The sequence below is a fragment of the Nocardiopsis sp. CA-288880 genome (assembly GCF_050955985.1).
In the GTDB taxonomy this organism is placed as follows: domain Bacteria; phylum Actinomycetota; class Actinomycetes; order Streptosporangiales; family Streptosporangiaceae; genus Nocardiopsis; species Nocardiopsis tropica.
In genome coordinates this window covers 688320-712529 of record NZ_CP192105.1, presented here as the reverse complement: position 1 = coordinate 712529, position 24210 = coordinate 688320, and the positions used below count along the sequence as shown (strand labels likewise).

The following is a 24210-nucleotide window of genomic DNA, read 5'->3' as shown; positions in this document are numbered from 1 at the left end:
CCGTGTCACCTCGCGAGGGGCGGGGACAGGGGGCTCAGGTCGGTACGCTTAGGGGCATGGCCGACCCGCAGGAAGTACTCTCGCGACGGGTCCAGTCCGCCCTCGGCGCCGCCTTCGGCCCCGAGTTCGCCGACACCGACCCCGTCATCCGCCCGTCCCAGTTCGCCGACTACCAGGCGAACGCCGCACTCGCGCTCGCCAAGCGCCTGGGCCGAAAGCCGCGCGAGGTCTCCGCGGCGATCATGGAGCACCTCGACGTGGCCGACGTCTGCCGCGCCGTCGAGGTCAGCGGGCCGGGCTTCATCAACCTGACGCTGCGCGAGGACTGGATCGCGGACCAGACCCGCCTGCTCCTGGAGGACCCGCGCGTGGGCGTCCCCGTCCAGGAGCGCCTCGACATCCCCCTCGACTACTCCGCGCCCAACGTGGCCAAGGAGATGCACGTCGGGCACCTGCGCACCACCGTGGTCGGCGACTCCCTCGCCCGCACCCTGGAGTTCCTGGGCCACAACGTCATCCGGCAGAACCACATCGGCGACTGGGGCACCCCCTTCGGCATGCTCATCGAGCACCTGCTGGAGGTCGGTGAGGAGTCCGCCGAGGCGGACCTGCTCACCACCGACCCCAACGCCTTCTACCAGTCGGCGCGCACCAAGTTCGACTCCTCCGGGCCCGGCGCGGACGACTTCGCCGCGCGTGCGCGCCGCCGGGTGGTGGCCCTCCAGGGCGGGGACGAGGAGACCCTGCGCCTGTGGCGCGAGCTCGTCGGGCTGTCCAGGGTCTACTTCAACAAGGTGTACGCCAAGCTCGGGGTGACCCTCACCGACGACGACCTCGCCGGGGAGAGCACCTACAACGCCATGCTCGCCGACGTCTGCGACGAGCTGGAGGCCAAGGGCATCGCGGAGGTCAGCGAGGGCGCGCTCTGCGTGTTCCTGGAGGGCTTCATCGGCCGCGAGGACAAGCCGGTCCCCCTGATCATCCGCAAGAGCGACGGCGGCTACGGCTACGCCACCACCGACCTGGCGACCGTCCGCCACCGTGTGGAGGACCTCAAGGCCGACCGCATCCTGTACGTGGTCGGCGCCCCGCAGGCCATGCACTTCAAGATGGTGTGGGCGACCGCCCGCAAGGCCGGGTGGCTGCCGGACGGCGTCGAGGTCACCCACGTGCAGATCGGCAACGTGCTCGGCGGCGACGGCAAGATCCTGCGGACCCGCAGCGGCGCGCCCGTCCGCCTGATGGCGCTGCTGGACGAGGCCGTCGAGCGGGCCGCCGCCGTCGTGGCGGAGAACCGCCCCGACCTCGGCGCCGAGGAGCAGGCCGAGATCGCCCGCCAGGTGGGCATCGGCGCGGTCAAGTACGCGGACCTGTCGGTCTCCCACGACACCGAGTACACGTTCGACTTCGACCGCATGCTGGCCCTGACCGGCAACACCGGCCCCTACCTCCAGTACGCGCAGGCGCGGATCCGGTCCATCTTCCGCAAGGGCGGGCTGGACCTGTCCTCGCCCCGGGGCGAAATCACCGTCTCCGAGGGCGCGGAGCGCGACCTCGCGCTCAAGCTGCTGGAGTTCGGCGCCGTGGTGGAGCAGGTCGGCGCCCTGCTCCAGCCGCACCGCCTCTCCGGGTACCTGTTCGAGCTGGCGCAGACGCTCACGGCGTTCTACGAGCACTGCCCGGTGCTGACCGCCCCGACCGGGGCCGAGCGCGAGTCGCGCCTGGCGCTGGTGTCGGTGGCCTTCCGGGTCCTGGTGCAGGGCCTGGACCTGCTGGGCGTGGAGGCTCCCGAGCACATGTAGCGGGGGCGGACCGCACCGGTCCGGCACGCAGCACGAACACCGGTCCCGAGGGGGCCGGGGCGGACGACCGCCCCGGCCCCCTCCGCCGTCCGCGGGCACGCCTGGCCGGTTCCGGCCCCGATCCCGGCCCGGGGCCGCGGAGGGGTGACGTGCCTCGTCAGCGGGGGTGCCGCCGCCGTCGGGGACGACAGAGTCCAATGTCTCGTGCCCGGTCGCGCCAGAACTTCACGTTCCGGGTGGACGTCAGACCTAAGGTATGTGGACAAAAGCCACAGACCGGACAAATAGGGAGCAAATGGCTATGACATCCACCCCTGAGATCGGACCGGGGCCGGGCACCTGGTACCTGGACCCGCTCCACTCCAGCTTGATCTTCGTCGCCCACTACCTGCGCTTCGGCCGGGTCCAGGGCACGTTCGGACGGGCGCGCGGGCAGGTGCTCGTCACCGGCGACCCCGCGCGGTCCGAGGTGGAGGTCGTCCTCGACGCGGCCAGCGTCAACACCGGCGTGGGCGCGCGCGACGCCCACCTGCGCTCGGCCGACTTCCTGGACGTGGACCACCACCCCGAGATCCGCTTCGCCTCCACCGGGCTGGAGCCGAGCCGGCGCGGACAGCACTCCTTCCGGCTGTTCGGCGACCTGACCATCCACGGGACGACCCTCCCGGTCACCCTCGACTCCCGGTGGGTCGGCGAGTCCCCGGACTACGTGTCGCCCGACGACACCTACGGGCACTTCTTCTCCGCGAACACCCGGATCCGCCTCTCCGACTTCGGCGTGGGCGACGGCGGCGAGGTCCCGTGGGGCGGCCGGCTCGTCGGCGACACCGTCGACATCGTGCTGGAGGTCCGCCTCCAGAACCAGGACCCGCGCCCGTTCCTCCAGCAGATCGGGCACACGGCCTGAGGGGCGCCCGCCCCGGGAACCGCGCGGGGCGAGCGCCGACACGTCCCGGGACCGTCCCCCGGAACCCGTCCGCCCCCGCCCCGGACCGGCCTCAGGCGACGCCGCCGAGCAGCGCCTCGACCTCCTCGCGGGTGGGCATGGACGAACTGGCGCCGGGCCGCTGGACCGAGAGCGACGCCGCCGCCGCGGCGAACGCCATCGCCTCCTCCGGCGACCGGCCCTCCGCCCTCGCCACCGCGAACGAACCGCAGAAGGTGTCCCCCGCGGCCGTGGTGTCCACCGCCCTCACCCGCCGTGCGGGCGAGGCCACCGCCGCCCCGCCCCTGCGGCCGTGGAGCGAGCCGTCCTCGCCCAGGGTCAGCAGCACCTCCGGGACCAGCTCCAGCAGGGCGGCCAGCGCCTCGCGCGGGTCCGTGCGGCCGGTGATCGCGGCCGCCTCGTGCTGGTTGGGGACCAGGACGTCCACCGACTCCAGCAGCTCCGCGGGCAGGTCGCGCGCGGGGGCCGGGGTCAGGTAGACCGGCACGCCGAGCGCGCGGCCGGTCCGCGCCGCGGAGACCACGGCCTCCATCGGCAGTTCGAGCTGGAGCAGCAGGGCCGCGCTCCCCTCGATGAGCGCCGCGTCGCCGTCGGCCACGCCGGCGACCCCGCCGTTGGCGCCGGGGACGACGATGATCGAGTTGCCCCCCTTGCCGTCCACGACGATGTGGGCGACGCCCGACACCCCGGGGACCGTGCGCAGACCGGACACGCCGACCCCGGCGGCCGCCAGGTTGGCGCGCAGCTCCTCGCCGAAGGCGTCGTCGCCCACCGCTCCGAGGAAGGCCACGTCGGCCCCGGCCCGTGCCGCGGCCACCGCCTGGTTGGCGCCCTTGCCGCCGGGCACCTGGCGGAAGCCGGTGCCCGTCACGGTCTCGCCGCTCGCGGGCACCTCGTCCACGTAGGCGACCAGGTCCATGTTGACGCTGCCGAAGACGGCCACGCGCGGCGCGCCGCCCCCGCCGTCCGTGGTCCCGGCCGCTCTGCTCCCGGCGCTCATGCCCCGGCCTCCTTCACCTTGGCGACGGACGCTCCGTCGTTCCCGTCGAGCCCCACGATGACCGGTGCGTGGTCGGAGGCCCCCTTGCCCTTGCGCTCCTCGCGGTCGATGCTCGCGCCGCTCACGCGGGAGGCGAGCGCCGGGGAGGCGAGGACGAAGTCGATGCGCATGCCCCTGCGCTTGGGGAAGGCCAGCCCCTTGTAGTCCCAGTAGGTGTACACGCCGGGTCCCGGGGTGTGCTCCCGGACGACCTCGCGGAACCCCGCGCCGACGAGCTCCTCGAAGGCCGCGCGCTCGGGCTCGGTGACGTGGGTGCTGCCCTCGAACGCGGACATGTCCCACACGTCCTCGTCCTGCGGGGCGATGTTGAAGTCGCCGACGTAGGCGATCTGCGCGTCGGGGTCCTGCGCGAGGCTCGCGGCGCCCGCCTCGCGCAGCGCCTTCAGCCAGCGCAGCTTGTAGGCGTAGTGGGGGTGGTCGACCTCGCGGCCGTTGGGCACGTACAGGCTCCACACCTGGACGCCGCCGCACGTCGCCCCGACGGCGCGCGCCTCGGACTCCTCGGGGTCGCCGTACCCGGGCTGGCCGGGGAAGCCGACCCGCACGTCCTCCAGCCCGACACGGGAGGCGATCGCGACCCCGTTCCACTGGGAGAGGCCGTGGTGGGCGACCTCGTAGCCGCGGTCGGTGAAGACGGAGGCCGGGAACTGGTCGTCCCTGGCCTTGGTCTCCTGGATGGCGAGGACGTCGACGTCGCTCCGGTCCAGCCAGGCCCCGATCCGGTCGACCCTGGCCCTGGCACTGTTCACATTCCAAGTCGCGATACGCACAGCAGAAGGCTAGGCCATGGAGGGGGCGGGGGTGTTCGACGCGGGCCGTGCACGAGGGGGGAACGCCCAGCTCGGCGGGCAGGAACAGGAGGTGCCCCGGCGCGGCCGTCCTCCGCACCGGGGCGTGTGCGACTCCCGGCACGTGTCCGGTCGTTCGTGTCGCCTCTGTTGTGACGGCCGGGACCCCCTCGGGGTTCGCATTGGGCCAAAGGTTTTTTCCCCGGAACCGCCGTGCGCGGCCACGGCGAGTCGCCGCGCCGCGCGTCACCGGGCACGACGACAGCGGGCGCGTGACACAGGACACACCGGCCGGAGCCGGGCGCCGGCGCCCGTCGGCCCCCGGCTCCGGCCCCGACCGGCCCGCGGGAGGCCCGGCCCCGCCCCGGCGCCGACCGCGGCGGGCCGACTGTCGTCACCGGGGGCTACCGTGGCGGCATGGCTGAACCGCACCCCCGCCGAGACGCGGACCTCTCCCTCTCCCAGGCCCGCAGGATCGCCCTCGCCGCCCAGGGCTTCGCCGACCCGCGGCCCAAGGGGAAGGCGACCCTGTCCCACCTGGCCAGGGTGGTGCGCCGGGTGGGGATCCTCCAGATCGACAGCGTGAACGTGCTCGCCCGCAGCCAGTACCTGCCCGTGTTCGCCCGCCTGGGCGGCTACGACACCGCGCTGCTGGACCGGGCCGCCACCACGGCCGCGGGGGCGGGCGGCGCGCGCCTGGTGGAGTGCTGGGCCCACGAGGCCAGCCTGGTGCCGCCGGCCACGCGGCAGCTCATGCGCCACCGGATGGACCGCAACCGCGCCCAGACCCGGGTCGGCTGGATGAACGGCATCCGGGAGGAGCGGCCCGAACTCCTGAAGGCGGTCCTGGAGGAGGTCGTCCGGATCGGCCCGGCCACCGCCCGCGGCGTGGAGGCCGCCCTCGCGCACGACGCGCCGCGCGCCAAGGACCACTGGGGCTGGAACTGGTCCGACGTCAAGAAGTGCCTGGAGTACCTGTTCTGGATCGGCGACCTGACCTCCAACGGGCGCAACTCCCAGTTCGAGCGGCTCTACGACCTGCCCGAGCGCGCCCTCCCGCCGGAGGTGCGCGACGCCCCGCCCACCACGCCCGAGGAGGCGCACCGGGAGCTGGTGTCCATCGCCGCGCGCGCACACGGCGTCGCCACCGAGCCCTGCCTCCGCGACTACTTCCGGCTCAAGTCCGCCGAGTCCAGGCCCGCCGTGGCCGACCTCGTGGACTCCGGTGAGCTGGTCCCGGTGCGGGTGGAGGGCTGGAACCGCCCCGCCTACCTGCACCGGGACGCCCGGGTGCCCCGCTCGATGGCGGCCCGGGCGCTGCTCAGCCCGTTCGACTCCCTGGTGTGGACGCGCGACCGCGCCGAGGAGCTGTTCGGGTTCCGCTACCGGCTGGAGATCTACGTGCCCGCCGCCAAGCGGGTGCACGGCTACTACGTGCTGCCGTTCCTGCTGGGCGAGGACCTGGTCGCGCGGGTGGACCTCAAGGCGGACCGCGCGTCGGGGACGCTCCTGGCCCGGAGGATCACCCTGGAGGACGGCGCCCCCGCCGACACCGTGCCGGAGCTGGTGGAGCAGCTGGCCGGGATGGCCGCCTGGCTGGGGCTGGAGAACGGCGTCGGGGGTCCCGCCCTGGCCCGCCGGTGAGCGGCGGGCGCGGGCGGCGGGTCCGGGGCGGGGGCCGCGCGCCCGAGGGCGGTCGCGCGGCCCCGGCGCTCCGGGTCAGACGCGTTCGATGACGGTGACGTTGGCCTGGCCGCCGCCCTCGCACATGGTCTGGAGGCCGTAGCGGCCGCCGGTCCTGTGCAGCTCGGCGATCAGCTTGGTCATCAGGATCGAGCCGGTGGCGCCCAGCGGGTGGCCCAGGGCGATCGCGCCACCGTTCGGGTTGACCTTGGCCGGGTCGGCGCCCAGCTCCTCGATCCACGACAGCGGCACGGGGGCGAACGCCTCGTTGATCTCGGTGACGTCGATGTCGTCGATGCCCAGCCCGGCCTTGGCCAGGGCGACCCTGGTCGCGGGGATGGGCGCGGTGAGCATGTACACGGGGTCGTCGCCGACCAGGGCCAGCTGGACGACGCGGGCCAGCGGGGTCAGCCCGTGCTGCTCGATCGCGCGCTCGGACGCGATGAGCAGCGCGCCCGCGCCCACGGAGATCTGGCTCGCGACGGCCGCGGTGAGCTCCCACCCCTCGCGCAGCGGCTTGAGGCCGGCCATCTTCTCCAGGGTGGTGTCGGCGCGGACGCCCTCGTCCCGGCTCACCCCGGCGAGGGGGGCGATCTGGTCGTCGAAGCGCCCCTCCTCCTGCGCGGCGGCGGCGCGCCGGTGGCTCTCCAGGGCGAACTCCTCCAGCCGCTCGCGCTTGTAGCCCCACTTCTCGCACATGAGCTGGGCGCCGCGGAACTGGGAGATCTCCTGGAGGCCGTAGCGCCCGGTCCAGCCCTCGCCGTAGAGGGGGAGGTCGTTGTCGAGGGCGAACTGGACGTTGGCGCCCATGGGGACCATGCCCATGTTCTCGACGCCGGCGGCCACGACCAGGTCCTGGGTGCCGGACATGACGCCCTGGGCGGCGAAGTGGACGGCCTGCTGCGAGGAGCCGCACTGGCGGTCGACCGTGACGCCGGGGACGCTCTCGGGGAGGCCGGCGGAGAGCCACGCGGTGCGGGCCAGGTCGAGGGCCTGGGGGCCCGCCTGGCTGACCACGCCCATGACCACGTCCTCGACGGCGGCCGGGTCGACCCCGGTGCGCCGGACGAGCTCCTTGAGCACGTGCGCGCCCAGGTCCGCCGGGTGCACGGCGGCGAGGGCGCCCTTCCTGGTGCCGACGGGGGTGCGTACTGCGCCGACGATGTATGCCTCGGCCACGGGGTCCTCCAAGAGCGTGGGTGACGATAACCGAACTGTATTCGGTTCCCTGGATCCGGCAAGCCCCCGCCCCCGCGCGGCTACAGCCGGCGGGCCCCCTCGCCGAGGCGCGAGGCGTCCCCCTCGTCGCCGAGGGTGTCCGCGGTCATCCGCTCCAGGGCGGCGACCACCTCCGGGTGCTCGCCGGGCCCGTAGTCGGCCAGCAGCGAGCGCAGCGCGGTGCGCTGGGCGTCGAACACCTGCCTGGCCGCGTCCGCCCCGCGCCGGTTCAGCTCCCAGGCCCCGCCCCCGCCCGCCAGGTATCCGGCCTCCTCCAGCTCCCGGCGCACACCCTCCCAGGCGTCCTCGCCCAGCCCCGACATCCGCGCGAGCTCCGCCCCGGTGAGCGGCCCGGTGACGCCGAGGTGGCTGAGCGCCCAGCACGCGCGCGGCGAGATCTCCAGCCCCGCCGCCTCGCGCAGGCGCCCGTACATCTCGTCCGCGCCCTCCCTGCCGCAGGCGCGGTAGACCTCGCGCTCGACGTGCTCCATCGCGCTGCGGCCCCCCGCGGCGACGGGCGGGATCGACTCGTCCAGCCCGGCGGAGCCGACGGTGGTGCGCAGGGGCACCTGCCGCAGGAACAGCGCGAGCACGAACCCGGCCGCCGCCACCGGAACCGCCCACAGGAACACGGTGTCCACGGAGTCGGCGTAGGCCTGGAGGAACGACGCCTGAGCCTCCGGGGGCAGCCGGTCCAGACTGCGGGGGTCGCTCTCCAGGGACGCCGGGTCCACCCCCGGCGGCAGCCGGATCTCCCCGGCGCGGGCCGCCAGGTTCGCCGCCAGCTGCCCGGAGAAGACCGCCCCGAACACGGCGGTGCCGAACGAGCCGCCGATCGACCGGAAGAACGTCGCCGAGGAGGTGGCCACCCCGAGGTCCGCGTAGTCGGCCGCGTTCTGCACGACCACGACCACGACCTGCATCACCAGGCCCAGGCCGAACCCCAGGACGAAGAAGTAGAACCCCATCTCCCAGAGCGAGCTCTCCGGGCCCAGGCGGGAGAGGAGCAGCAGCCCGAACGAGGTGACGGCCATGCCCACCACGGGATAGACCTTGTAGTGGCCGGTGCGGGTGACCAGGCGACCGCTGGTGATCGAGGTGAGGAACATGCCCAGCACCATCGGGATCAGGTGGAGGCCGGAGGCCGTCGGGGACAGGCCGTGCACGATCTGGAGGAACAGCGGCAGGAACGCCATCGACCCCATCATCGCGAAGCCCACGCAGAACCCGATGGCCATGGCGACCACGATGGTCGGGTTGCGGAACAGGCTGAGCGGCATGACCGGGTCGGCCGCCCTCCTCGCGGTCAGCCACCATCCGATCCCGAGGACGGCGCCCGCGACGGCGAGCCCCACGACCTGGGGCGAGGCCCACGGGTAGACGCTGCCGCCCCAGGCCGCCACCAGGGTGAGGCACACGGCGGTGGCGGCCAGCAGGAGGATCCCGGCGTAGTCGACCCGGCGGCGACCGGTCGGCGTGCTGGCGGGCAGCACCGCCAGCACCGTGGCGAACGCGACGACCCCGAGGGGGAGGTTCACGTAGAACACCCACCGCCAGGTCAGGTGGTCGACGAACAGGCCGCCGAGCAGGGGCCCCGCCACACTGGAGATGCCGAAGACGGCGCCGAACAGCCCCTGGTACTTCCCCCGCTCCCGGGGCGAGACGACGTCGCCGATGATCGCGGAGGCGAGCACCATCAGCCCTCCCCCTCCGAGCCCCTGCACCGCCCGGAAGACGATGAGCTGGAACATGTCCTGCGCGATGCCGCACAGGGCGGAGCCGACCAGGAAGATCCCGATGCACAGGAGGAAGAGCTGCTTGCGGCCGAACTGGTCGCCGAGCTTGCCCCACAGCGGGGTGACGGCGGTGACGGCGAGCAGGTAGGCGGTGATCACCCACGACAGGTGGTTGAGCCCGCCGAGCTCGGACACGATCGTCGGCAGCGCGGTGGAGACGATCGTCTGGTCCAGGGCGGCCAGGAGCACGGTGAGCATCAGCGCGGTCATGATCACCGCGATCCTGCCGCCCCGGTGCTCCCTGCGTGCCCGGTGGTCGGCCTCGTGCTGCGCCATCGGCTCTCCCCCGTGTCGGGCCGCGCACGGCTCACGGCCCCGCTGCGGCCACAGTAGGAACCCGGGGGCTCCCGTGAGCGGGGAACCGCCCACCGGAACAGGAACTTTGCCGCGGCTTGGAGCCGCCCCTTCAAAACCGAATATGGTTCGGTTACTGTGGCGTCAGCCAGTGATCCCCGACACGTCCGGAGCAGAGCATGAAGCGGGAACTCTTCGACGCCGACCACGACCTCTTCCGCGCATCGGTGGCCGAGTTCCTCGAGCGCGAGGTCGCTCCCTTCCACGCGCGGTGGGAGGAGGACGGGATCGTCCCGCGCGAGGTGTGGACCCGGGCGGGCGAGGTGGGGCTCCTCGGCCACGGCGTGCCGGAGGAGTACGGGGGCACCGGCCTGGACGACTACCGGTACAACGCCGTCGTCAACGAGGAGATCTGCCGGGCCCGCGCCAGCGGCCTCGGCGTGACCCTCCAGAACGACGTCATGGCGCCGTACATGGTGAACCTGACCGACGACGAGCAGAAGCGCCGCTGGCTGCCCGGTTTCGCCTCCGGCGAGCTGATCACCGCCATCGCCATGACCGAGCCCGGCACCGGCAGCGACCTCCAGGGCATCAGGACCTCGGCGGTGCGCGACGGCGGCGACCTCGTCCTCAACGGCTCCAAGACCTTCATCACCAACGGCGTCAACGCCGACCTGGTGATCGTGGTCTGCCGGACCGACCCCGAGGCGGGGGCCCAGGGCTTCTCGCTCGTCGTGGTGGAGCGCGGCATGCCCGGCTTCGAGCGCGGCCGCAACCTGGACAAGATCGGCATGAAGGCGCAGGACACCGCCGAGCTGTTCTTCGACGACGTGCGCGTCCCCGCGGCCAACCTGATCGGCACGGAGGGCCAGGGCTTCATCCACCTCATGGAGAACCTGCCCCAGGAGCGCCTGTCCATCGCCACCTGCGCGGTCGCCTCCGCCGGCGCCGTGCTGGAGCACACCGTCGAGTACTGCCGGGAGCGCACGGCCTTCGGGCGTCCGATTGGGCGGTTCCAGAACAGTCGTTTTGTTCTGGCCGAGATTGCCACCGAGGTCGACATGGCCCGCACCTACGTGGATCGGGGCATCCAGCTGCTCAACCGGGGTGAGCTGACCGTCGAGGACGCCGCCATGGCCAAGTGGTGGACCACCGAGATGTGCAACAGGGCCGTGGACCGGTGCCTCCAGCTTCACGGCGGGTACGGGTACATGATGGAATACCCCGTGGCACGGGCCTGGCAGGACACCCGCGTCCAGACGATCTACGGTGGCACCACCGAGATCATGAAGGAGATCGTGGGACGCGGCCTCGGCCTGTGACCTGACAACCCCCTGGAAGGGTCGGAGCAGTCATGAGCGGTGCGTGGGACGGCCTCATCGTCATGGGCCTGCTGGTCGTGCTGCTCGTGATCGGCGTGCGCAGACTCCGGCCCAGGATCCACATCCCCTGGGCGACCAGCGGGATCGTGGTCTTCTTCGTCTTCGTGTGCCTGCTGCTCTGGGCGTGGTCCTGGCGGTAGGGACGGCGCGCCGAACGCCACGACCCGGCACAACCGGCCGGTGGACGCCCCGGTCAAGCGGTCGTCGGTGGCTCACGACCGCTGACCGGGGCACACATCTCCCGTCGCCGATCTAGTAGTACTTCGTTAACTCGTGTCGGGTGGGTGCTGCTGCGCAAGGGGCCTACGGCAGGTGTGACACACGCCGGTCCAGCACAGCAGCACCCGTTGGAGCTCCTCCAACACCTGGTACAGACTCAGACCGACGTCGACCCTTTTGGGTCGAGTCTTCGCAGGGTCAGGAACGCCTGCGCCGCGCTGACCAGCGTGACATGGTGATGCCAGCCCCGCCAGGTCCGCCCCTCGTAGTGGTCCAACCCCAGGCCGTGCTTGAGCTCGCGGTAGTCGTGCTCGATCCGCCACCGGATCTTCGCCAACCGCACCAGCTGCCGCAACACGGTCCCGGCAGACAGGCTGGACAGCCAGTAGTCCGTGGGCGCCTCCCCATGGGGCGGCCACTCGGCGATCAGCGTCTCGACCGGCAGCACCCCGTCCCACGTCGAGCGCCCGCCCGCACGGTCCAGAGCCGCTTGGCGGGCGGACTTACCCGCCAAGCGCACGTCCATGACCAGGAAACGGCCCCGCATCGCCCCACGGGACCCCTGCCGCCACGTACACCGACGCAACGCGGCGCGCCCCTGTTCCAGGGCCAGGTCCTTCAACGAGCGGGCCGGGGTCCGGTAGCGCGGCAGACGCGGCCCCGGCCCGGACCGATCGGGCGCCCGGGGCACCGCCCCACCGGGATGGGCGTTCAGATCACCGCGCACCGCGACCACGTAGTCCAGGCCCCGCTCGGCCAACCCGTGGCGCAAGCCGTGGATCTGCCCGTAGCCGGCATCGGCCACCACCACCCGGTCGGCCAGCCCCCAGGAGCGGGCCTCATCGACCATGTCCAGGGCCAGCCGCCATTTCTCCCGGTGGCCGACCCGGTCGGGCACCCCGGTCTTGACCCGGCGCTCATCGGCGGCATCGGCCCAGTCCTGGGGCAGGTAGAGCCGCCAGTTCAGCGGCACCGAGGCGGCATCGGTGACCGCGTGCAGGCTCACCGCGCTCTGGCACACCGCCTGCTTGCCCAGGGCCCCGCACCACTGGTGGGCCGCCCCCACCGACTCGGTGCCCGCTTTGGGCAGGCCCGAGTCGTCGATCACCCACGCATCCGGGGTGATCGCCTCACTCACCTTGGTGGCCAGGCGTCGTTGGACGGGGGTGTGCTCCCACGGGGACTGGCCCACGAACTGCTGCAGGGCCTGCATGTTGCCGTCCGGGAGGCGCTCGGCCATGGGCTGGATGGACTTGCGCCGCCCGTCCAGCATCAGACCGCGCAGGTAGCAGCTGCCCCAGGCCCGGGAGTCCTTGCGGGGGATGGACGCGAAGACCTCGGCGCAGAACGCGTCGAGGTCCTCGCGCAGCTCTTCTACAGCGGCCAGATCCACGCGTCCATGATGGCGGAACCGAGCCGAGAAAACAGATACTTAACGAAGTACTACTAGGCGTAGGGGTCGAACTCGATGCCGTCGGGCCGCGCCCTGGCCAGCGCCCCCGGGAACGAGCCGTCCCTGAGGTCGAGCTGCGCGCTCCCGTAGTCCGCCGACGTGAACGCCTCCCGGATGCCCGGAGGGTAGTGGTCCCAGCTCACCAGGGGCGGGTACTGCCACACGCCGTAGTGGTTCTCCGGCGGGTCGTCGTGCCCGGCCGCGAAACGGAAGGCGTGGGTGGAGGCGCCGTCCTTGTGGTAGACGATCTTGGGGTGGGTGCCCTCCCACAGCACCTCGGACGCCGGCCTCGTGTCGTAGTCGCCGTGCGCCGACGCCGAGACGTACCGTGCCTCGTCGTCGAGCACCCACACCACGACGTGTTCGAGGTCGTGCCGGTGCCCGCAGCAGCCGTGGACGGTCTGGTCCTTCTCGAAGTAGAGCGCGTACATGTACGCGCACCATCCGCTCGCGTCGCACTTGGAGCGCGAATACGAGTTCGTGTTGTCGAGGTCGGAGCGGTCACGGCAGTTGCCGTTCAGGGCGCCGGAGGTCTTCAGCCCCTCGGCGATGGTCCCGTCCGATCCGATGGCGGGGGACGAATAGCAGCCGTCGGTGTCGTAGTCGAAGGCGGGCTGCCATTTCCCGTCCGCCTCCGCGTGGCTCGCCGGAAGCGCGGGGGGCGGCGCCGCGAAGGCGTGGGCCGGGAGCGCGACGACCAGCGCCAGGGCCCCGACGAGGGCGCGGAGGGCCAGGCGCGGGACACGGCGGCCCGCCCTCCTCGCGGCTCCGGCCCCCGGGGCGGGGGAGGGAGCCCCGCGGTCCGCCGGGACGCGTGGGGAACGGGGACCCACGCCCCTCCGGGCGGACTCGGCGATTCTGGGACCTGCAGAATTGGCAAGGGGAACCACTTCTGCTTCTTCCATCGATGTCCTCCACTCCCTGCCCGGGAATCGGTGCATCTTCTTCTGTTGTCGTCGGACAAATTAACCGCGATGGTCGTCCACGACAAGAAGGGCAGGGCGGAGAACGCCTTGTTCGCCGGGAATTCGACGCCCGGCCGACCGCACGGCGGGGACGACCGGAAGGAGCCGTGCCCGCCGCGGCCGGGAGGCGGCGGAAGGGGCGGGGGCCGCAGGGGTCCGCGGAGCCGCTGGGACGCACGGGGCCCGCGCGTCACGGGGCCGGGCGGCCGACGGGACCGGCCGCCGCGGCCCGCGGGAGGGCTCAGCCCTGCGAGCCCTCCTCGTCCTCACCGTGCATCGGCATCTCGAACCAGACCGCCTTGCCGTCCGGCGTGGGACGGGACCCCCACCGGCTCGCCAGCTGCTCCACCAGGTAGAGGCCGCGACCGCCCTCGTCGTCGGCGGCCGCGCTGCGGATGCGGGGCAGGCGCAGGTCGTGGTCGAAGACCTCCACCCACACGGCGGAGGCGCCGCGCCGCAGCCGGAGCAGGAACTCCTTGTCGGCGGCGTCCTCGGCGGGCTCGTCGTCCTCCTCGGCCGCCGCCTCCAGCAGGTCCGTCCAGTCCTCGTCGAACTCGTCCGCCGCCGGGCCCGCGCCGAGGGGCGTCTCCGAGTCCAGGACCCCGTTGCCGGTGAACTCGCGGTGCACGGGGTGGGGGGTCGCGTGGATGACGACGTTGGTGACGATCTCCGAGACCAGCAGGCAGGCCAGCTCGGACTGGTCGCGGTCCATCCCCCACTCCTCGAAGGTCTTGGCCGCCAGGTGGCGCGCCTCGCCCACGGTGGAGGCCTCCGAGGGGAACCAGCCCTCGCGCAGGGCCAGTGCGTCGGAGTGGGTGCGCACGACCAGCAGCGCGGTGTCGTCGTCCAGCTCGCCGGGGACGCTGTGCAGGGCCGCCTCGGCGATCTCGTCGACGTCCTTGTCCGCGACCTCGGAGACCCGCTCGGCCAGCCTGGCCAGGGCGCGCTCGGGGTCGGGCGAGCCGCCGACCGGGTGCCGGTCCACGAGCCCGTCGGTGTACATGACCAGGGTCGCGCCGAGCGGGAGCCGCAGTTCGGCCTGGTGGTAGACGACGTCCTCGGCCGCCCCGCCCTTGGCCCGCACGCCCAGCATGCGGTCGGCCGCCGCCAGGTCGAGCTTGTCGACCGAGTCGGAGGTGACCAGCAGCGGTGTGGCGTGCCCGGCGTTGGCGTAGGACAGCTCGCGCGACCACGCGTCGTAGACCATGTACAGGCAGCTGACGCTGGGGATCCAGGTGCCGCCGCCGTCCTCGTCCGGCTGGCCGAGCTGGCGGACCCACTCGTCGAGTTCGCGGAGGATGTCCGCGGGCTCGCGGTCGGCCTGGGCGAAGGCCCTCAGGGCGGCGCGCAGCTGCCCCATGACCGCGGCGGCGTGCGGACCGCGGCCCTCCACGTCGCCGATGACCAGCCCGACGCGTCCCGCGGAGAGCGGGATGGCGTCGTAGAAGTCGCCGCCGACCTGGGTCTGCACACCGTAACCGTGCGCCTGGAGGGGCCCGGCGGGCTGGTAGCGGTGGGCGATGGTCAGCCCGTCCAGGTGCGGGAAGTGGTGCGGGAGCAGGCTCCGCTGGAAGGCGAGGGCGGTGCTGCGCTCCTCCTCGAACAGGCGCGCGTTGTCGATGGTCAGGGCCACCCGGGAGGCGATGGCGCCGACGAGGTCGCGGTCGAACCCGCCGTAGGTGCTCTTCTGGCGGGGGGAGAGCCCCGAGAGCGCCAGGGTGAGCACGCCGAGGACCTCGCCGCGTGCCCGCAGGGGGGCGGCGATGGCGGAGGTGACGCCGACCTGCCGGGAGACGGTGTCGGAGCGGGTGCTGGGAGAGTTCTCGAACAGGTAGTCGCTGCTGACGACGGTCTCCATCCGACGCAGCGCCTGGGTGACGAAGTGGCGTTCGGGGTAGCGGACCTCGTCGCCGACCTCGAACCACGTGCGGGGCGGCGGCGTCCACCCCTCGGCGTGCACCGACACCTGTCTGACCAGGCGGTCGTGGTCGTAGAGGTCGATGAAGCAGTGGTCGGCGAACTGCGGCACCAGGATGCCCGCGACGCCCTTGACCGTGGAGTCGAACTCCAGGGAGCTGGCCAGGCGGCTGCCGATGCGTTCGAGCAGTCCGTACTGCTCCTCCACTCGGCCGCTGCGCAGGGCCTCGCGGGCGATGAGGGTGATGCCGTCGATCTCGCCGGACTCGTCGCGCATCGGCACGGCCTGGGCGCGCACGTGGATCCACGTGGAGTCGCCCTTGAGGACGGCGAACGTGCCCTCCCAGTGCTCGCCGCGCAGGACGCGGCGGGCCAGCTGGGAGGCGTGCTCGCGGTCCGACTCGTGGATGCCGATGTCGAGGAGGGAGAGGCCGACGTAGTCCCGGCCGCCGACGAACCCGAAGAGCTCGCGGGCGAAGGGGTTCCAGTAGCGCAGCAGGCTGGCCCTGTCGATGACGACGATGGCGATCTGCGCCTGGTCCACCACAGCGGCCGTGGCCAGCGCGCCGCTCTCCCGGAAGGGCTCACCCCACCGTGTCATCTAGCCGCCACCTCGCCGTCATGAGCTGCATACATGCCCGCTCCGGGTACCCCGAACGACCGCACCTTGGGGCGAGCGTAGCAACACCGTCAACGTTCCCGCAGCGCAATGTGACAATCCCGATGAGCAACCAATCAACGTGTTCGCGTGGTTCACGGCTTGGCGACGAAGATGTGTCCGGCGACGACCTCGGAGAGGTCGGTCCCCTCGGACTCGCCACCGATCACGTGGACGCCCCCGTCGGAGGCCCTGAGCACCACTTCCTGCCCGGGTTGTACCCCGGATTCGCGCAAGGTGAGCATGATGTCGGCGTCCGACTGGATCTGCTCGCTGATGCGCCGTACCGTCACGGTCGTCTCGCTGTTGCCCGCGACGTCGATCATCGGAACGATCGAGTCGTCGGTGAAGGGCTCGGGCGAGTAGTTCTCCAGGCCGAGCTCGTCCAGGCCCGGGATCGGGTTGCCGTGGGGGCACACCGAGGGGGCGTTGAGCAGCGTCACGAGGCGCTCCTCCACCGCCTCGGAGATCACGTGCTCCCAGCGGCAGGCCTCGATGTGCACGTCCTCCCAGGGCAGCCCGATGACGTCGACGAGCAGGCGCTCGGCGAGCCGGTGCTTGCGCATGACGTGCGTGGCCAGTCGACGGCCCTCGGCCGTCATGACGAGGTGCCTGTCGTTCTCGACCCGCAGCAGACCGTCGCGCTCCATGCGGGCCACCGTCTGGCTGACCGTGGGGCCGCTCTGGTGCAGGCGCTCGGCGATACGCGCCCGAAGCGGGACGATGCCCTCCTCCTCGAGCTCGAAAACCGTCCGGAGGTACATCTCCGTGGTGTCGATCAGCCCGTGTGCGGTCAAGTCTCCCCTCCCAAGGCTCTGCGCCCGACGCGCGGTCGCGGCGGGCACGGCAGGTCTCTCACAACACAGGCCGGGACCACGTGATTCCCAGGGGCCGAGTGGGGACCGGGGCGTCCGCAGGACCGCGGGAGCGACCACCGATACGGCAAGCATATCGCGCATCGGCGAGCCCGAATTTCTCCACCGTCCCACAATGTGGACAGCGGAGGGGCGGCGTCCGCCCCTCGGCGCAGGAGTCGCTGGTCCCGGCCCCTCCGGGCCGTTCGCCCCTGGAGGAATGCCCGACGGACCCTTGCGGAGCGCGCTCCGGCGCCACACGGGCCCGGGGCGCGTGCCGGAGGCGACGGGGATCACCCCGGGGGCGCCCGCACCGGCCCCTCCCCGGCGGGGTTCAGGGGGACAGGCGGTCGACCTCCCACGCGTCCCCGTCGCCGCGCAGGTAGCGGAACCGGTCGTGCATGCGGTCCGGGCCGCCCTGCCAGAACTCGACCTCCTCCGGGACGAGGCGGTAGCCGCCCCAGTAGGAGGGCCTGGGGACCTCCTCGTCCTCGGCCCACACCGTCTCGAAGCCCCGGTACAGGCGGTCGAGCTCGGCGCGGTCCTCCACGGTCCGGGACTGGCGCTCGCTGGCCCAGGCCCCGAGCTGCGAGCCGCGCGGCCGTGTGGCGAAGTAGCGGTCGTTCTCCGCGTCGGAGAGCCGTTCGACCCGCCCGGCCACCAGGACCTGCCGGCGGATGGCGTGCCAGGGGAAGAGGAGGCCGGCGCGGGGGTCCGCGTCCAGCGCCTCCCCCTTCCTGGAGGTGTAGTTGGTGAAGAAGCGCAGCCCGGTCCTGTCGTAGCCCTTCAGCAGCACCGTCCTGGCCCTGGGCATCCCCGAGGGCTCGACGGAGGCCAGGACCATGGCGTTGGGCTCGGCCAGCCCCGACTCGTAGGCCTCCTCGAACCACAGGTGGAACTGCGTCATCGGATGGGCGGCGAGGGAGGAGCGCACCAGGGGTTCACCCGTGTACGGTTTCCGCAGTTCGGCGGGGTTTCGGTGGTCCACAACGGGCATCTTCTCGCGTCGGGCGGTCCCGCGCCACCCCGCCCCGCCCCCCGCGCCCCCTCATACGCAGCCGGGGTCGGCCGGGGGGAGGTCCGCGCTGCTCATGCCGCACCTGTGGATGACGTGCTGGCGGTCCCCGCCCGAGTCGGGTCCCACCAGGACCGGGGAGGCCGTCGTGCTTGTCCGCGGGGAGCCGGCGGGCCACGCGGCGCTCCATGCGGGCCAGGAGGGTGTGCCTGCGGCGCGGGGGACGGGCCCGCAGCGCGTCGAAGACGGCCAGGAAGCGGGGCGGCGCCCCGGGGGCGGCGGTCCGGGGGCGGCGGTCCGGTCGCCGGACTCGTCGTCAACCACTCGCGAAAACCCCTTCACGGCTCGTGCCGGTCCCGTCACTCCCCCCGAAGCTGGTGCTCATTAGACAACAAAGGCGCCGGAAGATTCATCCGTTTTGGCGGAATTGCCACTGGCCCATACCGGCCAGAACTTCTGAGAATGTGACAATTCGATCCTCCGGTCACGCGCATGCACGCCGGGAACGGCGGCCCTGACCGGCTGCGTCACCGCTCCCACCACTACCCTGGGGACCGTGACCGACGAGATTCAGATCCCCGCGAACCTGCTGCCCGCCGACGGCCGTTTCGGCAGCGGCCCGTCCAAAGTGCGCCCCGCGCAGCTGGAGGCCCTGGCCTCCTCCGGCTCCCGCTACATGGGGACCTCCCACCGGCAGAAGCCGGTCAAGTCCCTGGTCTCCCGGGTGCGCGCCGGCGTGAGCGACCTCTTCTCCCTGCCCGACGGGTACGAGGTCGTCCTCGGCAACGGCGGGACCACCGCCTTCTGGGACATCGCCGCGCACGGCCTGCTGCGCTCCAGGTCCCAGCACCTGTCCTTCGGCGAGTTCTCCGGCAAGTTCGCGAAGGTCGCCGGGGGCGCCCCGTGGCTGGAGGAGCCCACCGTCATCAGCACCGACCCCGGCAGCCACGGCGAGCCCGTCGCCGAGGCCGGTGTGGACGTGTACGCCCTCACCCACAACGAGACGTCCACCGGCGTGGCCGCCCCCATCGCGCGGGTCGCGGGCGCCGACGACGACGCGCTCGTCCTGGTGGACGCCACCAGCGGGGCGGGCGGCCTGCCCGTCGACATCACCGAGACGGACGTCTACTACTTCGCCCCGCAGAAGAGCTTCGCCGCCGACGGCGGGCTGTGGCTGGCGGTCATGTCGCCCCGCGCCCTGGCCCGGGTGGACGAGATCGCCGCGAGCGGCCGGTACATCCCCGAGTTCTTCTCGCTGACCACCGCGGTGGACAACTCCCGCAAGGACCAGACGTACAACACCCCGGCCGTGGCCACGCTGCTGCTTCTCGCCGAGCAGCTGGAGTGGATGAACACGCGCGGCGGGCTGGAGTGGACGGTGGCGCGCACCGCCGAGTCCTCCTCCATCCTCTACGACTGGGCCGAGAAGTCCCCGGTCGCGACCCCGTTCGTGACCGACCCGGCCAAGCGCTCCCAGGTGGTCGGCACCATCGACTTCAGCGACGACGTCGACGCCGCCGCCGTCGCGAGGGTCCTGCGCGCCAACGGCGTCGTCGACACCGAGCCGTACCGCAAGCTCGGCCGCAACCAGCTGCGCGTGGCCATGTTCCCGGCCGTCGAGCCGAGCGACGTCCAGGCGCTCACCGCGTGCGTGGACCACGTGCTCACCGAGCTGTCCTGACCCGTTCGCCCCACGTTGCACAATGGTGGCCGACCCGTGTTCCCGCGGGTCGGCCTCCCTCTTTCCCGGCATCTCGGCTTCTCAGGACGGTTCGGCTGTGCGCAGGAACAAGAACAAGCAGGAAATCCCCATCAAGATCATCTCCCACCGGGGTGCGTCGGGGCACCGTCCCGAGCACACGCTGGCCTCCTACGAGCTGGGCGCCCGGTACGGCGGCGACTTCATCGAGATCGACCTGGTCGCCACCCGGGACGGGAAGCTGATCTGCCGCCACGAGCAGGAGATCGGCGGCACCACGGACGTGGGCGAGCGCCCGGAGTTCGCCGACCGGCGCACCACCCGGACCGTGGACGGGCGCGAGACCACCGGGTTCTTCGCCCAGGACTTCACCCTGGAGGAGATCCGGACCCTGCGCGCCGTGGAGCGCATGCGGGACGTGCGCGCCATGAACGCCCTGATGGACGGCGACTACGGGATCCCGACCCTGGACGAGGTGATCGGGCTGGCCTTCTCGCTCACCGAGGAGCTGGGGCGGCCGATCGGGATCTACCCCGAGACCAAGCACCCCGCGTACCACGCCGCCCAGGGCCTGGAGCTGGAGCCGGCCCTGATCGGGGCCCTGCGCGAGGCGGGGCTGACCGGCCCCGAGCCGGCCCTGCCGGTGTTCCTCCAGTCCTTCGAGGCCGAGAGCCTGCGCAAGCTCGCCGGGACGGAGCTCCCGCTGGTGTTCCTGCTCGGCACCGAGGACCGCTGGCTGCACTACACGACCCCGGAGGGCCTGGCCGAGGTCGCGGCCTTCGCCCGGGCCATCGGCCCCGCGAAGGGCCTGGTCATCCCCACCGACGAGGACGGCAACCTCGGGGAGCCCACCGACCTCGTCGAGAACGCGCACGCGGCCGGGCTGCTCGTGCACCCGTACACGTTCCGCAGCGAGAACCACTTCCTGCCCCCCGACCTGCGCTCGGACCGCGGGCCGAGCGACTACGGGGGCTTCGCCGCCGAGTACGAGGCGTTCTTCGAGCTCGGCGTGGACGGCGTGTTCACCGACTTCTCCCGGCACGCGTTCCTGGCGCGCGAGCACTTCCTCGACCCCCAGCCCGTCGAGGACTGAGGGCCGCGGCCGCCGGGCCGCTCCGGCGCCGGCCCCCGTGTCGCGGGAGGCGCGCCGCCGCCCGGCCCCGGGCGGGCCTCACTGCACGTCGAACTCGTTCCCCTCGGGGTCCCGCATGGTGACGTGCGAGGCCCCGGGCTCGTCCACGGCCCGCACGTAGGTCGCCCCCAGGCCCTCCAGCCGCCTGACCGTGTCGGCCCGGCGCGCGGCCCCCACCTTCAGGTCGACGTGCAGGCGGTTCTTCACGGTCTTGGACTCCGGCACGACCTGGAAGAGCACGCGCCGCCCCAGCCCGATGCCGGTGCTGCCGTCCACCGGGTCGCCGGGGTGGCGGATGGCGACGACCGTGGCGAAGACCTTGCGCCCGTCCACCTCCCGGAGGTCCTCCTCCTTCACGAGCCCCTCCGCCAGCAGGCGGTCGATGAGCACGGTGTTGTCCTCGGGCTCGTACTCCATCGCCTGCGCCCAGAACAGCGAGAGGGCGACGGGGTCAGCGCAGTCCACCACGAGCTGCCATTCGACTGCCATCGGGGTTCTCCTCGGCTCTGTGGCGGGACCTTCCGGACATGGCCCCGACCCTTGATTCCAGTTATAGTGGTTACATGACCCGGGACACAACAGGCTTGCCGATGCGCCCCCTGCACGGCTCCCCCTTCGTCTTCGACCCCGGCGCCCTGTGCCTGGAACTGCTCGTCACCGGCGCCCCCGGCGCGTACGCGCACTACGAGATCCTCCACCGGCCCCGGGACCTCGCCGACTGGCTCGCCCTGTCCCGGCTGCGCCTGGACCCGGAGCTGATCGGGGTCACCGAGGCGGAACTCGGCGCCGCACGGCGCCTGCGCGACTCGCTCTGGCGCCTGGCCGACGCGCGCACGGGCGGCCGCCCCCTCCCGCCGGAGGACGTCGCCGAGGTCAACCTGGCCGCGTCCCGCCCTCCCCTGGTCCCGGCCATGGACGCCGGCGCGGGCCGGTCCTGGGTCCAGCCGGCCGGTGCGACCGCCGTCCTGTCCACCATCGCCCGCGACGCGGTCGACCTGTTCACCGGCGACCACGCCGACCGGATCCGCGAGTGCGGCTCCCACGACTGCCGTCTGGTCTTCGTGGACACCTCGCGCCCGGGCCGGCGGCGCTGGTGCTCGATGGAGCGCTGCGGCAACCGCCAGAAGGTCCGGGCGCTGCGCGCCCGCAGGGAGGAGGCGGAGGGCCCGCCGTGACCGCGCGGCCGCCGCGGTTCCGCGTCCGCGGGGGGACCGGCGGCGGGGACCGCCGCGGGCGGGGCCCCGGTTCCGGTGGCCGTGCGGGTGCGACGTCCCCGCCGCGTCCCGGGGCCGGGCGTCAGCCCCGCCGGGCGAGCAGGACGATCCCGGCGATGAGCACGGCCGCGACGCCGGCCCCGCCCAGGATGAACGGCAGCGCGCTCCCGCCCCCGCCGCCGCCCTCCGCCGCGGTACCGCCGTCCTCCCCGTCGGAGGGCGCGGCCTCCGCCTCGACCTCCACCGGTTCGTCGGTCAGGTACCGGTCCTCCAGGGGGATCCGCCACACGGGGGCGTGCGGCCCCTCGGTGCCCGCCATGAGCGCGGTCCCGTCGGGGGTGAACGCCACCGACTCGCCCTGGTCGGACTCGGGCAGGTCGAAGGAGCCGATCGGCCGCCCGGGCACCCCGTCGGTGGAGTCGTAGACCGTGGCGCCCCAGTAGGTGCGGATCACGTAACGGGTGCCGTCCGGGCCGAACGCGGCGTCGGTGGCGAACAGCGGCGCGGAGTCGATCCGCTCCAGGACGTTCGCGCCCTCGGGGTCCAGGGCCCCGGGGGCCGCGTAGAGGCCGCCGGAGAACTCCTTGGACACCACGTACACGCGCCCGTCGCGGGGGTCGATCATCATCGACTCCGCGTCCCGGCCGCCGTCCGCGTACGTGAAGGCGAGCGTCACCGGCTCGACCGCCCCGTCGGCGAGGACCGCCGGTTCCGGGAACCGGTACACCCTGTACTCGGCCCAGCTGCCGCCGAAGTTGTCGCCGATGTCGGCCACGAAGACCGCGGGCTCCCCGTCGGGCCCCTCCGCGACGGCGACCGCCTCCCAGTCGCGCCGCTCCAGGCCCAGGGAGAACGTGGCGAGCGTCTGCCCGTCCCCGTCGACCGCGTACACCTCGCTCGGGTGCTCGCCGCTGTCGTTGTGCGTCCACCACACGCCCTCGTGCAGCGCGGAGGGCGCGATGCCGCTGGACTCGGAGATCCTCGCGTCCTGGAACTCGAACGCCACCTCCGAGCCCTCCGGTCCCTCCCCGCCCCTCGGGTAGTCGACCCCGCCGCTCGGCGCGCCCGGGTCCTCGGGGGAGGCCGACGCCGGGGCGGCGGGGAGGGCCGCGAGCAGTGCGGTCGCGACCAGCGCGAGCGGTCTTCTCATGGACGACATCCTGCCAGGGGGGCGGCGGGGGTGGCTTGCACCCGGGTGTGAACGGGCACATTCGGCTTACGGAGCGCCGTGAGGAGAGCCCATGAGGATCGTCGCCTGCCTGAACGGGGACCGCCGCCCCGGTGCGCACCCCGCCCTGCCCGTGTCCGTCGACCAGCTGGTGGCGGACGCCCACGCCGTGGTGGCCGCCGGCGCGGACGCCGTCCACGTCCACCCGCGCGACCCCGGGGGAGCCGAGTCGCTGGAACCGCAGGTCGTCGCGTCGCTGATGGAGGCGCTGCGGTCCGAGGGGCCGGACGTCCCGGTGTCCCTGACCACGTCGCTGTCGGCGGAGTCGGACCCGTGGCGCCGCTACGACCTGGTCCAGAGATGGGCGTCCCCGCTGTTACCCGACTCGGTCACGCTGAACCTGCACGAAGCCGGTTCGGTGGACCTGGCCCACCTCCTGGAGGACCGCAGGGTGGACGTGGAGGCGGGCGTGTGGACCGTGGAGGCGGCCCGGATCCTGGTCGCCACGAAGATGCGGGTGTCCGCCGTCCTGGTCGAGCCCACGCAGGTCGCGGTGGAGGACGCCGAGCGCAACGCGAACGCGATCCTCTCCCTCCTGGACCGGGCGCGGGTGGGCGCCCCCCGGATGCTGCACGGGACGGACGCGACCGCGTGGCCGATGCTGGAGGCCGCCGTGGCCTCGGGCCACGACCTCCGGATCGGTCTGGAGGACACCATGCGCCTCCCGGACGGCACGGAGGCGTACGACAACGCGGCGCTGGTGGCGCACGCCGCGAGCCTGGCCGCCGCGGCCGCCTGACCCCGGCCGGGCCCGCCCGAGCCCGTCCGCCACCCCGATGATCTTGTACTTATAGCGAGGTTGGGCGCCGAAACCGTCTATAAGTACAAGATCATCAGGAGTGGGGTGGGGTGGACAGGGCGGCACGGGACGCCCCGTCGCGCACGGG

General features: G+C 72.8%; 20 protein-coding genes. 9 read left to right on the top strand and 11 right to left on the bottom strand.

All coding sequences use genetic code 11. From position 1 onward, the window contains the following. Window positions 1–56 precede the first annotated feature (56 nt). A complete protein-coding gene (gene argS / locus ACQPYD_RS03240; protein ID WP_433699712.1) occupies window positions 57–1802 on the top strand; it encodes an arginine--tRNA ligase in 1746 nt (581 codons plus the stop codon). Window positions 1803–2103: 301 nt separating this feature from the next. Then, a complete protein-coding gene (locus ACQPYD_RS03235) occupies window positions 2104–2709 on the top strand; it encodes a YceI family protein (protein ID WP_433699711.1) in 606 nt (201 codons plus the stop codon). A 91-nt stretch (window positions 2710–2800) separates the two neighbouring features. On the opposite strand, the gene ACQPYD_RS03230 is transcribed toward ACQPYD_RS03235, so the two are convergent. Then, window positions 2801–3748, bottom strand: coding sequence for a ribokinase (locus ACQPYD_RS03230; protein ID WP_433699710.1), 948 nt, complete (start codon window positions 3746–3748; stop codon window positions 2801–2803). Then, the gene (locus ACQPYD_RS03225; RefSeq protein ID WP_433699709.1) at window positions 3745–4578 is read right to left on the bottom strand and encodes an exodeoxyribonuclease III; all 834 of its coding nucleotides are present in this window, start codon (window positions 4576–4578) and stop codon (window positions 3745–3747) included. Before ACQPYD_RS03225 ends, ACQPYD_RS03230 begins: the two co-directional genes overlap by 4 nt. A 435-nt stretch (window positions 4579–5013) precedes the next feature. Here ACQPYD_RS03225 and ACQPYD_RS03220 point away from each other — a divergent pair, with 435 nt between their 5' ends. After that, entirely contained in the window at window positions 5014–6240 is a 1227-nt protein-coding gene (locus ACQPYD_RS03220) for a winged helix-turn-helix domain-containing protein (protein ID WP_433699708.1), read from the top strand. Between the two features lie 75 nt (window positions 6241–6315). Here ACQPYD_RS03220 and ACQPYD_RS03215 read toward each other — a convergent pair whose 3' ends face one another. Beyond that, complete coding sequence (locus ACQPYD_RS03215) at window positions 6316–7458, bottom strand: acetyl-CoA C-acetyltransferase (protein ID WP_433699707.1); 1143 nt, start codon at window positions 7456–7458, stop codon at window positions 6316–6318. An 80-nt stretch (window positions 7459–7538) separates the two neighbouring features. After that, on the bottom strand, window positions 7539–9569 hold the full coding sequence (locus tag ACQPYD_RS03210; RefSeq protein WP_433699706.1) for an MDR family MFS transporter: 2031 nt from the start codon (window positions 9567–9569) through the stop codon (window positions 7539–7541). Between the two features lie 197 nt (window positions 9570–9766). Between ACQPYD_RS03210 and ACQPYD_RS03205 the strand changes: the two genes are divergently transcribed. Together ACQPYD_RS03205 and ACQPYD_RS03200 are read left to right on the top strand one after the other, a co-directional pair. Continuing rightward, window positions 9767–10909, top strand: a complete 1143-nt coding sequence (locus tag ACQPYD_RS03205; RefSeq protein WP_433699705.1) for an acyl-CoA dehydrogenase family protein — start codon at window positions 9767–9769, stop codon at window positions 10907–10909. A 32-nt stretch (window positions 10910–10941) separates the two neighbouring features. Next, window positions 10942–11109 (top strand): hypothetical protein, encoded by a 168-nt coding sequence (locus ACQPYD_RS03200; RefSeq protein WP_267947966.1) that lies wholly within the window; start codon window positions 10942–10944, stop codon window positions 11107–11109. Between the two features lie 236 nt (window positions 11110–11345). Here ACQPYD_RS03200 and ACQPYD_RS03195 read toward each other — a convergent pair whose 3' ends face one another. The 5 genes from ACQPYD_RS03195 to pdxH form a co-directional block, all read right to left on the bottom strand. After that, the gene (locus ACQPYD_RS03195; protein WP_433698589.1) at window positions 11346–12581 is read right to left on the bottom strand and encodes an IS701 family transposase; all 1236 of its coding nucleotides are present in this window, start codon (window positions 12579–12581) and stop codon (window positions 11346–11348) included. 53 nt (window positions 12582–12634) lie between these two features. Beyond that, window positions 12635–13474, bottom strand: coding sequence for an NPP1 family protein (locus tag ACQPYD_RS03190; protein WP_433699704.1), 840 nt, complete (start codon window positions 13472–13474; stop codon window positions 12635–12637). A gap of 373 nt (window positions 13475–13847) precedes the next feature. Further along, the gene (locus tag ACQPYD_RS03185; RefSeq protein ID WP_433699703.1) at window positions 13848–16124 is read right to left on the bottom strand and encodes a SpoIIE family protein phosphatase; all 2277 of its coding nucleotides are present in this window, start codon (window positions 16122–16124) and stop codon (window positions 13848–13850) included. 152 nt (window positions 16125–16276) lie between these two features. Beyond that, window positions 16277–16978, bottom strand: coding sequence for a metal-dependent transcriptional regulator (locus ACQPYD_RS03180; protein WP_344179910.1), 702 nt, complete (start codon window positions 16976–16978; stop codon window positions 16277–16279). A gap of 391 nt (window positions 16979–17369) precedes the next feature. Beyond that, a complete protein-coding gene (gene pdxH / locus ACQPYD_RS03175; RefSeq protein WP_433699702.1) occupies window positions 17370–18023 on the bottom strand; it encodes a pyridoxamine 5'-phosphate oxidase in 654 nt (217 codons plus the stop codon). 583 nt (window positions 18024–18606) lie between these two features. Here pdxH and serC point away from each other — a divergent pair. Both serC and ACQPYD_RS03165 read left to right on the top strand, forming a co-directional pair. Continuing rightward, a complete protein-coding gene (gene serC, locus ACQPYD_RS03170) occupies window positions 18607–19731 on the top strand; it encodes a phosphoserine transaminase (protein ID WP_433699701.1) in 1125 nt (374 codons plus the stop codon). 97 nt (window positions 19732–19828) lie between these two features. After that, entirely contained in the window at window positions 19829–20842 is a 1014-nt protein-coding gene (locus tag ACQPYD_RS03165) for a glycerophosphodiester phosphodiesterase family protein (protein ID WP_267947959.1), read from the top strand. Between the two features lie 78 nt (window positions 20843–20920). Here ACQPYD_RS03165 and ACQPYD_RS03160 read toward each other — a convergent pair whose 3' ends face one another. Then, window positions 20921–21370, bottom strand: coding sequence for a VOC family protein (locus tag ACQPYD_RS03160; protein WP_433699700.1), 450 nt, complete (start codon window positions 21368–21370; stop codon window positions 20921–20923). Between the two features lie 74 nt (window positions 21371–21444). Between ACQPYD_RS03160 and ACQPYD_RS03155 the strand changes: the two genes are divergently transcribed. Continuing rightward, window positions 21445–22056 (top strand): CGNR zinc finger domain-containing protein, encoded by a 612-nt coding sequence (locus ACQPYD_RS03155; protein ID WP_433699699.1) that lies wholly within the window; start codon window positions 21445–21447, stop codon window positions 22054–22056. A 121-nt stretch (window positions 22057–22177) separates the two neighbouring features. Here ACQPYD_RS03155 and ACQPYD_RS03150 read toward each other — a convergent pair whose 3' ends face one another. Then, window positions 22178–23245, bottom strand: coding sequence for a hypothetical protein (locus tag ACQPYD_RS03150; protein ID WP_433699698.1), 1068 nt, complete (start codon window positions 23243–23245; stop codon window positions 22178–22180). A gap of 91 nt (window positions 23246–23336) precedes the next feature. On the opposite strand from ACQPYD_RS03150, the gene ACQPYD_RS03145 reads away from it, so the two are divergent. Next, window positions 23337–24062 carry a 3-keto-5-aminohexanoate cleavage protein gene (locus ACQPYD_RS03145; RefSeq protein WP_267947955.1) on the top strand — a complete coding sequence of 242 codons (726 nt, stop codon included), beginning with the start codon at window positions 23337–23339 and terminating at the stop codon, window positions 24060–24062. Window positions 24063–24210: the final 148 nt, after the last annotated feature.

Bases quoted from the DNA above. Each gene is read 5' to 3' on its own strand.
- argS (WP_433699712.1), top strand. From the start codon at position 57: ATGGCCGACCCGCAGGAAGTACTCTCGCGACGGGTCCAGTCCGCCCTC.
- ACQPYD_RS03235 (WP_433699711.1), top strand. From the start codon at position 2,104: ATGACATCCACCCCTGAGATCGGACCGGGGCCGGGCACCTGGTACCTG.
- ACQPYD_RS03230 (WP_433699710.1), bottom strand. From the start codon at position 3,748: ATGAGCGCCGGGAGCAGAGCGGCCGGGACCACGGACGGCGGGGGCGGC.
- ACQPYD_RS03220 (WP_433699708.1), top strand. From the start codon at position 5,014: ATGGCTGAACCGCACCCCCGCCGAGACGCGGACCTCTCCCTCTCCCAG.
- ACQPYD_RS03210 (WP_433699706.1), bottom strand. From the start codon at position 9,569: ATGGCGCAGCACGAGGCCGACCACCGGGCACGCAGGGAGCACCGGGGC.
- ACQPYD_RS03205 (WP_433699705.1), top strand. From the start codon at position 9,767: ATGAAGCGGGAACTCTTCGACGCCGACCACGACCTCTTCCGCGCATCG.
- ACQPYD_RS03200 (WP_267947966.1), top strand. From the start codon at position 10,942: ATGAGCGGTGCGTGGGACGGCCTCATCGTCATGGGCCTGCTGGTCGTG.
- ACQPYD_RS03185 (WP_433699703.1), bottom strand. From the start codon at position 16,124: ATGACACGGTGGGGTGAGCCCTTCCGGGAGAGCGGCGCGCTGGCCACG.
- ACQPYD_RS03160 (WP_433699700.1), bottom strand. From the start codon at position 21,370: ATGGCAGTCGAATGGCAGCTCGTGGTGGACTGCGCTGACCCCGTCGCC.
- ACQPYD_RS03155 (WP_433699699.1), top strand. From the start codon at position 21,445: ATGACCCGGGACACAACAGGCTTGCCGATGCGCCCCCTGCACGGCTCC.
- ACQPYD_RS03150 (WP_433699698.1), bottom strand. From the start codon at position 23,245: ATGAGAAGACCGCTCGCGCTGGTCGCGACCGCACTGCTCGCGGCCCTC.
- ACQPYD_RS03145 (WP_267947955.1), top strand. From the start codon at position 23,337: ATGAGGATCGTCGCCTGCCTGAACGGGGACCGCCGCCCCGGTGCGCAC.